At 63.6% G+C, this 8669-nt stretch carries 8 protein-coding genes; 2 read left to right on the top strand and 6 right to left on the bottom strand.

Annotation, left to right across the window (positions count from 1 at the left end; all coding sequences use genetic code 11):
• The 5 genes from WBV42_RS09105 to WBV42_RS09085 form a co-directional block, all read right to left on the bottom strand.
• On the bottom strand, positions 1–824 hold an 824-nt coding region (locus tag WBV42_RS09105), incomplete at its 3' end, for a hypothetical protein (protein WP_423985740.1).
• Positions 821–1984 carry a thiolase domain-containing protein gene (locus tag WBV42_RS09100; RefSeq protein WP_423985739.1) on the bottom strand — a complete coding sequence of 388 codons (1164 nt, stop codon included), beginning with the start codon at positions 1982–1984 and terminating at the stop codon, positions 821–823. The genes WBV42_RS09105 and WBV42_RS09100, both read right to left, overlap by 4 nt.
• Positions 1984–2757: a CoA-transferase subunit beta gene (locus WBV42_RS09095; protein ID WP_423985738.1), complete on the bottom strand. Its 774-nt coding sequence runs from the start codon at positions 2755–2757 to the stop codon at positions 1984–1986. Before WBV42_RS09095 ends, WBV42_RS09100 begins: the two co-directional genes overlap by 1 nt.
• Positions 2754–3671 (bottom strand): CoA transferase subunit A, encoded by a 918-nt coding sequence (locus WBV42_RS09090; protein ID WP_423985737.1) that lies wholly within the window; start codon positions 3669–3671, stop codon positions 2754–2756. The genes WBV42_RS09095 and WBV42_RS09090 overlap by 4 nt, the downstream gene beginning before the upstream one ends.
• A 261-nt stretch (positions 3672–3932) precedes the next feature.
• The gene (locus WBV42_RS09085) at positions 3933–4433 is read right to left on the bottom strand and encodes an Lrp/AsnC family transcriptional regulator (RefSeq protein ID WP_253225684.1); all 501 of its coding nucleotides are present in this window, start codon (positions 4431–4433) and stop codon (positions 3933–3935) included.
• A 242-nt stretch (positions 4434–4675) separates the two neighbouring features.
• Here WBV42_RS09085 and WBV42_RS09080 point away from each other — a divergent pair, with 242 nt between their 5' ends.
• Positions 4676–6013, top strand: coding sequence for an acetyl ornithine aminotransferase family protein (locus tag WBV42_RS09080; protein ID WP_423985736.1), 1338 nt, complete (start codon positions 4676–4678; stop codon positions 6011–6013).
• Positions 6014–6023: 10 nt separating this feature from the next.
• A complete protein-coding gene (locus WBV42_RS09075; protein WP_423985735.1) occupies positions 6024–7253 on the top strand; it encodes a M20 family metallopeptidase in 1230 nt (409 codons plus the stop codon).
• Positions 7254–7302: 49 nt separating this feature from the next.
• Here the strand turns inward: WBV42_RS09075 and WBV42_RS09070 are convergent, their stop codons facing one another.
• Positions 7303–8460 (bottom strand): NAD(P)/FAD-dependent oxidoreductase, encoded by a 1158-nt coding sequence (locus WBV42_RS09070; protein WP_423985734.1) that lies wholly within the window; start codon positions 8458–8460, stop codon positions 7303–7305.
• Positions 8461–8669: the final 209 nt, after the last annotated feature.

Below are 8669 nucleotides of genomic sequence, written 5' to 3'. Positions count from 1 at the left end.
CCCGCGACGAGGATTCTGGAACCCGACTCCGCGGCGTCGAGGGCCGCGGAGAGACCGACGAGGGGCGAGGCGACGCCCGCGAATCCCATGCGCTTGACGACGAACCCGGCACCCATCTGGTCGGCGTCGAATCCGAGTCGGTCGCCCCCGCGCCACGACATCTTCACGTCGTCCTGCGGAAACACCGCGTGGTCGATATCCTCGGCCGCGCAGTTCGCTTTGGCGAGAGCGTCGTCCACGACGACCGAGAGCGCTTCCACGAAACCCTCGGTCGTGTACCCGCCGAGCGAGAGGTCGGTCACCTGCCCGTCCGTTCGGAACTTCGACGGGAGGTAGGCGTCCACGTAGTAGGCGCTTCCGACGCGGACCGCGAGCGGGTCGTCGCCGACGACGAACGCCGCGGACCCGGCACCGAGGACGTGCTCGGCGTCCTCGTCTCGCGGAGCGTCGGGCGCATCGGATGCGACTACGAGGGACGACCCGAACGAGAGTCCGACGTCGAGTGCTTCGAGGCCTGCCTTCCACGAGTTGCCGAACTCCAGTGACCGGCATGCCCCGTCGATACCGAGCGCCCGCGAGAGCGGTCCACTCACCAACGACCCCGACTGCGGATTCGACGTGGTGGCGAACGCGAGCGTCTCCGTGCCCTCTACGTCGACCGCTCGCCCAGACTCCGTGGCCATCGTGATGGCGTCTTCGTCGTAGGAGAGGACCGTCTTGCGGTCGATTCTCGCGGCGAATCGCCCCCACGCCTCCTCGTACGTTTCAGCGGTGACGTGGTAGGACGGAAGCGAGACGGCGTAGTCGGTTATGCCGACGCTCATGCGTCCACCTCGTAGATGAAGACGGTCGCCGCACCGCCGGACCCGCCGACGTTGTGCGAGAGGGCGACGCTGCCATCGACCTGTCGTTCGCCCGCGTCGCTGCGGAGTTGGTCGAACACCTCCACGACCTGTCCGATACCGGTCGCGCCCAGGGGGTGACCCTTCGACTTCAACCCGCCGCTCGTGTTGACGGGCAGGTCACCGTCGCGTCGCGTCCGACCTTCGTCGATGAGTCGCCATCCCTCACCGCGGTCGGCGAATCCGAGGTCCTCGTACGCGAGGAGTTCCGCGATGGTGAAGCAATCGTGGACCTCCGCGAAGTCGATGTCGTCGGCGGTTCTCCCCGCGCGGTCGTAGGCCGCGTCGGCCGCCTCGCGGACCGCCGAGAGCGACGTGATGGTATCCCGGTCGTGGAGCGCGAGATGGTCGCTGCCGCCGCCGAATCCGGTGATGTACACCGGGTCGTCGGTGTACTCGTGCGCCTCGTCGGCCGGGACGACCATCGCGCAGGCCGCGCCGTCGGTCGTCGGGCAGGCGTCGTAGAGGTTCAGCGGGTCGGCGATTTCCGGCGCACCCTGCGCCTTCTCCAGCGAGACTTCCCGTTGGAACTGGGCTTTGGGGTTCACCGCACCGTTCTCGTGGTTCTTGACCGCGACCTTCGAGAGGTGTTCGTGTTCGGCGTCTGTCTCGTGGAGGTATCGCCGGGCGGCGATGGCGTAGACGCCCGCGAACGTCATGCCCGCGAGACGCTCGTACTCGGTGTCGCCGCTGACGCCCAGCCAGTACTTCGATCGGTCGCCGCTGAGGTCCAGCATCTTCTCGACGCCGCCCGCGAGGACGGCGTCGCTCGCGCCCGACCCGACGGCGTGAACCGCGTCGAGCAGGGCGAAGCCGCCGGAGGCGCAGGCGTTTTCGACGCGCTGGACCGGCAACCCCGTCAGTCCGAGGTGCGACGTCAGCGACGCGCCCGTGATGCCGAGTTGGTAGCCGCCGACACCGAGACTGCCGACGTAGGCTCCGTCGAGGTCGTCCGCGTCGAATCCGTGGTCGACCGACCCGACCATCGCGTCGTAGGCCGATTCGAACAGTTCCTTGATGCCAGCGTCGGGGTGTTCCCCGTAGGGACTCTGCCCCGCGCCGACGAGTGCCACGTCACGCACTAGTCGCCACCACCCGTGTAGATGCCGTCGGGGTCGAGTTCCTCGCGGATGAGTCGAATCTCGTCGTTGTCGGGGGTCGGCGTCTCGGTCACGTCGTCGGCGAACTGGACCTCCCAACCGGTCGCCTCCTGTACCTCGTCGCGGGTGACGCCGAGGTGCAGCGTTTCCACGTACATCTCCCCGCTGTCGTCGAATTTCATCACGGCCTTGTCGGTGATGACCGCCTCGGGGCCGCCACGGAGACCCACCTCCTCGCGGCCTTCGCGTCCTTCGATGTACCCCGGCGAGGTGACGAAATCGACCTCCTCGGGGAATCGGCGCTTCTGGTGGGGTGCGATGATGAGCGTCCGATGGGCGTTACTGGAGATTTCACAGGCCCCACCGCTACCCGGAAGCCGTACTTTTGGGTCGTCGTAGTCACCGATGACGGTCGAGTTGATGTTACCGCGTTTGTCGATCTGTGCGCCGCCGAGGAATCCCACGTCGATACGTCCGGCCTGAAGATAGCGACTGAAGCCCTCGTACATCGGAACGATGCTTCGCGCGCCCGTTGCGAGAACCGGGTCACCGATGGAGAGCGGGAGCGCGTCGGGGTTCGAATCGACGGTCCCCGATTCGTATATCATCTGGAGATCAGGCGCGTGTGTCCGCTTGGCGAGGTTACACGCGAGGTTCGGGACGCCGACCCCTACGAGGACGGTGTCGTCGTTCTGCAGTTCGAGCGCCGCGCGCGTTATCATCTGTTCCGTGTCGGTGTAGTCGAGGTCGCTCATGCGTATCGCCCCATGTCGATGGGTTCGGCGTAGTCGTGGGTCGGTTCGAGGTCGAGGAGGCGCTCGGCACCGAGTTTCTCGACGTATTCACGACGGTCTTCGACGCCGTAGACCCACTCGTCGAGCCACTCCTGGGTGGTCTCGTGCGTCTTCGACATCTCGTTCCAGTCGAGGTACGCGGCGTTGTCGCGACCGTAATACCCCTGCGTGTAGGAGGGGTGCGATCCGTAGGGCGCTTCGACCACGTAGTCGACGACGGTCCCCGGAATTTCGGTCCGATTGGGGTCGCTTCGGAGCGTCTCGGCGTCCACGATTTCCTCGACGCAGAGAACGACGGTGTCGGCGGCAAAGGCCGCGTCGACCACGTCGCCGGTGATTCCCCAGAGGTGCGCGTCGCCCTCGGGACTCGCACGCTGCCCCCGGACGATGGACACGTCAGGGTTCAACGGTGGGACGACACAGACCTGTTCGTCGGGGGCGAACGGGTTCTGAACGGTTCGGATATTGTCGTTGTGCTCCGGGAGACTCGACCCGACGAGGCTCCGAAGGGGAACGAACGGCATGTCACGCGCACCAGCGAACAGACGCGAGACGAGGCCGAAGTGCGAGTACTCGTCGATGGTTATCTCGTTCGGGACGCCGTCCTCGACTGCGCGACGGAACGCTCGAAGACTCCCGACGCCGGGGTTGCCCGCCCACGAGAAGGTGACTGCCGAGGCGCATCCGGCGGCAATCATCTGGTCGAAGACGAGGTCAGGCGTCGCCCGCATGAGGTGGAGGTCCTCGTACCCCTGTCTGATAATCTCATGGCCCGCGGCGAAGGGGATGAGGTGCGTGAACCCACCGAGGTAGACGCTATCCCCGCTGTCGACAGCACCCGAGATCGCGTTCGTCAAATCTGTTACCTTCGTCATCGCTGTCCTGATTTGTAGCGATCCTATTTTTATCTTCCTCTAGCGGAACCAATTACAATTCAGATCGGTATATTTTGATCATAGTGCAATATGTGGTACGAGTTGGCAGTCGACCTGGCGGTAGAATTGGTGCGGGATAGAGAAGAATCCAGTGTGTGAGAAGAGGACAAGTGAAGATGAGAACGGAGTGAGGATGAGAAAGGGGGAGATGGGAGATCCGAAGTCGGTCGCGAATAGCGCTTGTCGAACGACCTTCGAGGCTCAGGAACGGAGGGCTTCGAGGTCCTCGTCGTCGTAGTTGACGAGGAGTCGGGGTTCGTCCTTGAACGTCTTGAGGACGATGTTCGTAGCCGAGTGGGAGACCCCGTCGGTGTGGATGATGTCGTCGATGAACTGCTGGAGGTGGTCGTGGTCGCGGAGGTGAGCGATGAGGATGAACGACTTCTCACCGACCATAAAGTACGCCGTCTGGACGCCGGAGATGTTGGAGAGACGCTCGCCAATATCGTCGTATCCGGGGCCGTACTCGCTCTTGATTTCGCTGATAACGGTGAGATTCAGTCCGAGTTTCTTCCGGTCCATATGCGGTACCTCCCCCGTGACGATGCCCCGCTCGCGGTACTTCTCAATGCGGTAGTAGACCGTCGAGGGACTGATGCCGAGTTTGTCACTCAGTTCCTCTACGTCCACGTCAACGTCGCCTTCTCGATCCAACCAGCGGAGTATCTCGAAATCTTTCTCATCGAGGTTCACGTCGGCCATGATTGTAGTAAGACGAATAGGGTATATAAGTGCTTTCCAATTTGTTGAGTTTTCTTCGATAATTGTCGAGCAGGGGTCGTGGACGGCGGCGCATCCGAGGCTCACTCGACCCTTTGGTACGATGACTGTCGTTCATCCGCGCGCGGTCCGCATTCGACAATTCAGGATAATATCCGTTCACATTCCGAACTGGTACAACTTTTTCCCTATAATTTAATACTCAGCACAACAGACCCCGTGCCATGAGCAATCAAGACAATCGGTCGGTAGCGGGACCAAACATCGTGACGGACCTGCCGGGAAAGAAGGCGAAGCGACTCGTCAAGGCGGACGGTGAGGTCGTCTCGCCGAGTTCGCCGCGGGCGTACCCGCTCGCCGTCGAGAGTGCGCAGGGACTGAACGTGACCGACGTGGACGGCAACCGCTTTTGGGACTTCGCCAGCGGTATCGCGGTGACGAACGTCGGCCATCGACACCCGAAGGTCGTGGAGGCGGCGAAGAATCAACTCGATTCGTTGGTCCACCCGGCGTTCTGCGACTACTACTCCCCGGAGCCGACGCGGCTAGCCGAGCGACTCGAAGCGATTGCTCCCGGTAACTCCCCGAAGAAGGTGTTCTTCGGCAACAGCGGTGCGGAGGCGGTCGAAGCAGGGATGAAACTCGCGCGGCATCACACGGGCCGCCACCGATTCATCGCCTTCGAAGGCGGGTTCCACGGGCGGACGATGGGCGCGCTTTCACTCACCGCGAGCAAGACGAAGTACAAGCGCGGTTTCGGCCCGCTCGTCCCCGGCGTGGACCACATTCCGTACCCGAAACCCGGAAAGTACGGTAGCGACGAGGCCGCGATGGAAGCGACGTTCGACGCCTTCGAGGACCTGATTCGGACGCGCGTCCCCGTAGACGAAATCGCGGGTATCGTCGTCGAACCCGTACAGGGCGAAGGGGGCTACGTCGTGCCACCGGAGGGATTCCACGAGCGCCTCCGTGAGTTCGCGGATGACCACGGGATTCTCCTCATCGCCGACGAAGTGCAATCGGGATTCGGCCGCACCGGCGAATGGTTCGGGATGGACAACTGGGGCGTCGAACCCGACATCACCCTGATGGGGAAGGGCATCGCCAACGGTCTCCCGATGTCCGCGATGGTCGCCAAAGAAGCGGTGATGACGTGGGGCGCGGGAACGCACGCGAGCACGTACCACGGGAATCCCGTGGCCGCTGCGGCCGCGAACGCCGTCATCGACGTCATCGAAGAGGAGAACCTCCTGGACAACGCGACAGAGGTCGGCGCACACCTGATGGGCGAACTCGACGCGCTCGCGGAGGAGTTCCCGCAAATAGCGGAGGTGCGCGGCCTCGGCTTGATGATCGGTGCCGAATTCGTCGACCCCGAGACGGGGGAACCCGACGGCGACCTCTCGGAAGCGGTCATGCACACCGCTTGGCGACACGGTCTGATGATCCTCCCGTGCGGCCAGAGCACGGTCAGATTCGCGCCGCCGCTCACCATCACGAAGGAACAGGCGTCGGTCGGTATCGAACTCTTCGGCGAGGCGCTCGCGGAGGCACTGGAGTAATTCTCCCGCCATGTCATCCGATACGACGTCCGAGACAGCCGCCGGTATCGCTGACGAGATAGACCCCGACGAGACGGTCGAGTTGCTTCAGGACGTGGTTCGAATTCCGAGCCCGTTCTTCCAGGAAGAAGAGGTCGCCACGTACATCTACGACTGGCTGGACCAGCGCGGCCTCGACCCGGAGTACCACGCCGTCTCGGAGCCCGAAATCACCGGCTTCGAGGGGAACAACGTCGTCGCCCGCCTCGAAGGCACCGACCCCGACGCACCGACGGTCCTCCTGAACGGGCATATGGACACCGTCCAGCACGTCGACGGTTGGACTGAAGATCCATGTTCGGGCCGCATCGAGGACGGTAAACTGTACGGACAGGGCGCGTGCGACATGAAAGGCGGCCTCGCCTCGCTCCTCGTCGCCTTCGAGGCCCTCTCGAAGCGCGACCTCCGCGGCGACGTGATTCTCACGGCCGTCGTGGACGAAGAGGGGCCGTTCGGCCTCGGAACCGACGCGACGATTCGAGACGGTCTCACCGACGACTGTGACCTCGCCGTCGTCACCGAACCCGCGCCGACCATCACCCAACAGGACATCGAGAACCCGGCCATCGTCCTCGGCGCGCGTGGCCGCTTCCTCTACGAGGTGACTGTCACCGGAACGGCCGCACATGGATCGCAACCGGACATGGGGGTGAACGCCGCGCTCGACGCCGCACGTCTCGCAACGGCCTTCGAAGGGTTGGAACTCGGCCAGCACCCGAAACTCGGTTCTGGTTCCGTCTGCCTGCTCTCCATCGAGGGTGGAGGCGAACCGCTCTCGGTCCCCAACCGCTGTGAGATGGCGATCGACCGTCACGTCGTGCCCGGCGAGACGGCCGAATCCGTCCTCGCGGACGCGGAGCAACTCGTCGCCAGCCTCGACTTGGAGAGCGACGTGGACGTGTCACTTCGGGAGACGCCGGAGCCGGACATGTACTTCCAACCCTACGTGACCGACGGGGACGACCCGCTCGTGCGACCGTTCTTCGAGAGCATCCGCACGCTGTTCGACACCGATCGCGACGTGGGCTACTTCTCCAGTATCGGTGACTTCAACCACCTCGGCGGCCGCGCCGGGATTCCGACCGTCATCGTCGGACCCAGCGGGGCGAACGTCCACGGGACGGGCGAGTACGTCCAACTGGACGGGGTAGTCGAGACCGCACAAGTCGTTTCCGACGCAGTGAGTCGGTTGGTCGAGTGAGCGGCAGGAGAGAGCAATCAGGCCGTTCAGGGTGATCACCCCACGCCACTCACTCGCGAAACACGTCGGTGAAGCCATCGAACCGCGAGAGCCGAACCGCGTCGTAGTATTCCGTCGGATTTCCGCGAAGGAGTTGTTCTGCGACGACGTGTCCGATGACCGGCGCGAGTTGGATACCAGCGGCGTTGAATCCCGTGACGTAGAAGTCGTCTACCTCAGTCCAACCGGCAATCACGCCGCCGTCGGGTGTCAGCGAGCGCACCCCGACCCACTCGTCAGCGACGCGCGCGCCTTCTGTCCATGGGAAGTACGTCTCGACTACGCACCGAATCTTCTCGCGGAGGTCCGCAGGGACCGCAGTCGGCGCGTCGGCGGGGTCGATGTCGCGTCCGGCCTCGTCGTAGCCGCCGGGATAGTGACCTGCGAAGACGGTTCCGTCTGGTTGCTGGCGGAAATAGACGCCGCTCTCGGCGTGTTTGACGCTGAACGTGTCGTAGGGGACGCCTGCGGGCGGATCGAAAACGAGAATTGGACCGAGGGTGTGTCGAATCGGAAGTTCGAGGTCGACCAATCCCGCGACGTGGGTGTTCCACGGTCCGGCCGCGGCGACGACGGCGTCGAACTCGCGGTAGTCGCCGTCGGCAACCAGACCCATCACGGACCCGTCATTCGTCGTCACGTCCTCGACGTTAGTACCCGTCTCGAAGGTCACACCTCGATCTCGCGCCCGTGCGACGAACTCCGCGGCGAGTTCGGTCGCGTCGAGAAATCCGATGTTCGGACGGTAGAGTGCGCCCTCGACAGTGGATGTATCCAGTCCCGGGTGGAGGAGTTCCGCGTCGAGTTCATCGCCGGGGACAAACTCGACCGGCCCGGAAGCGTACTCGTGGGCCTCGGCTCTCATCTCTTGGGCCTTCTCCGGTGTTGAAGCGATTCCAAGGCGGGGGGCGAGCGTGTACGACGTGTTCGCCTGCGGAGCTGCGAGGAACTCGTTGTAGAGGCGAACGCCGTACGCCTTGAGTAGACGATATTCCGGCGATTCATCGCCCCAGAGACCGCAGAACGCGCCCGAGGCGGCCGTCGTCTCGTCCGCGAGTTTGCCTTGTTCGAAGACCGTCACGTCCGCGTCGGCCGTCCCGCCGAGGTGATACGCGACGCTCGAACCGACGATTCCGCCACCGATGACTGCGATTCGTGTCGTTTGCATGGAAGTGGTCGTTACGCCGACCCGGAGGGCCGTACGTCCGTCTCATAGTCGTAAATAGGCGGCATTAACAATTATTCCGATTATCCAGAACGAGATGGGAGATTATATAGACGATGTTGTAGATACTGCAATCGAACGGCAATAATCCCTGTCTCGTCCGGGCGGCCTCGCCAGAAAGGCGGCAGGGAACCTCCGGCAAACAGTTGGGT

It is taken from the genome of Haladaptatus sp., from assembly GCF_049589095.1.
In the GTDB taxonomy this organism is placed as follows: domain Archaea; phylum Halobacteriota; class Halobacteria; order Halobacteriales; family Haladaptataceae; genus Haladaptatus.
This window is presented reverse-complemented; position numbering and strand designations above follow the sequence as displayed.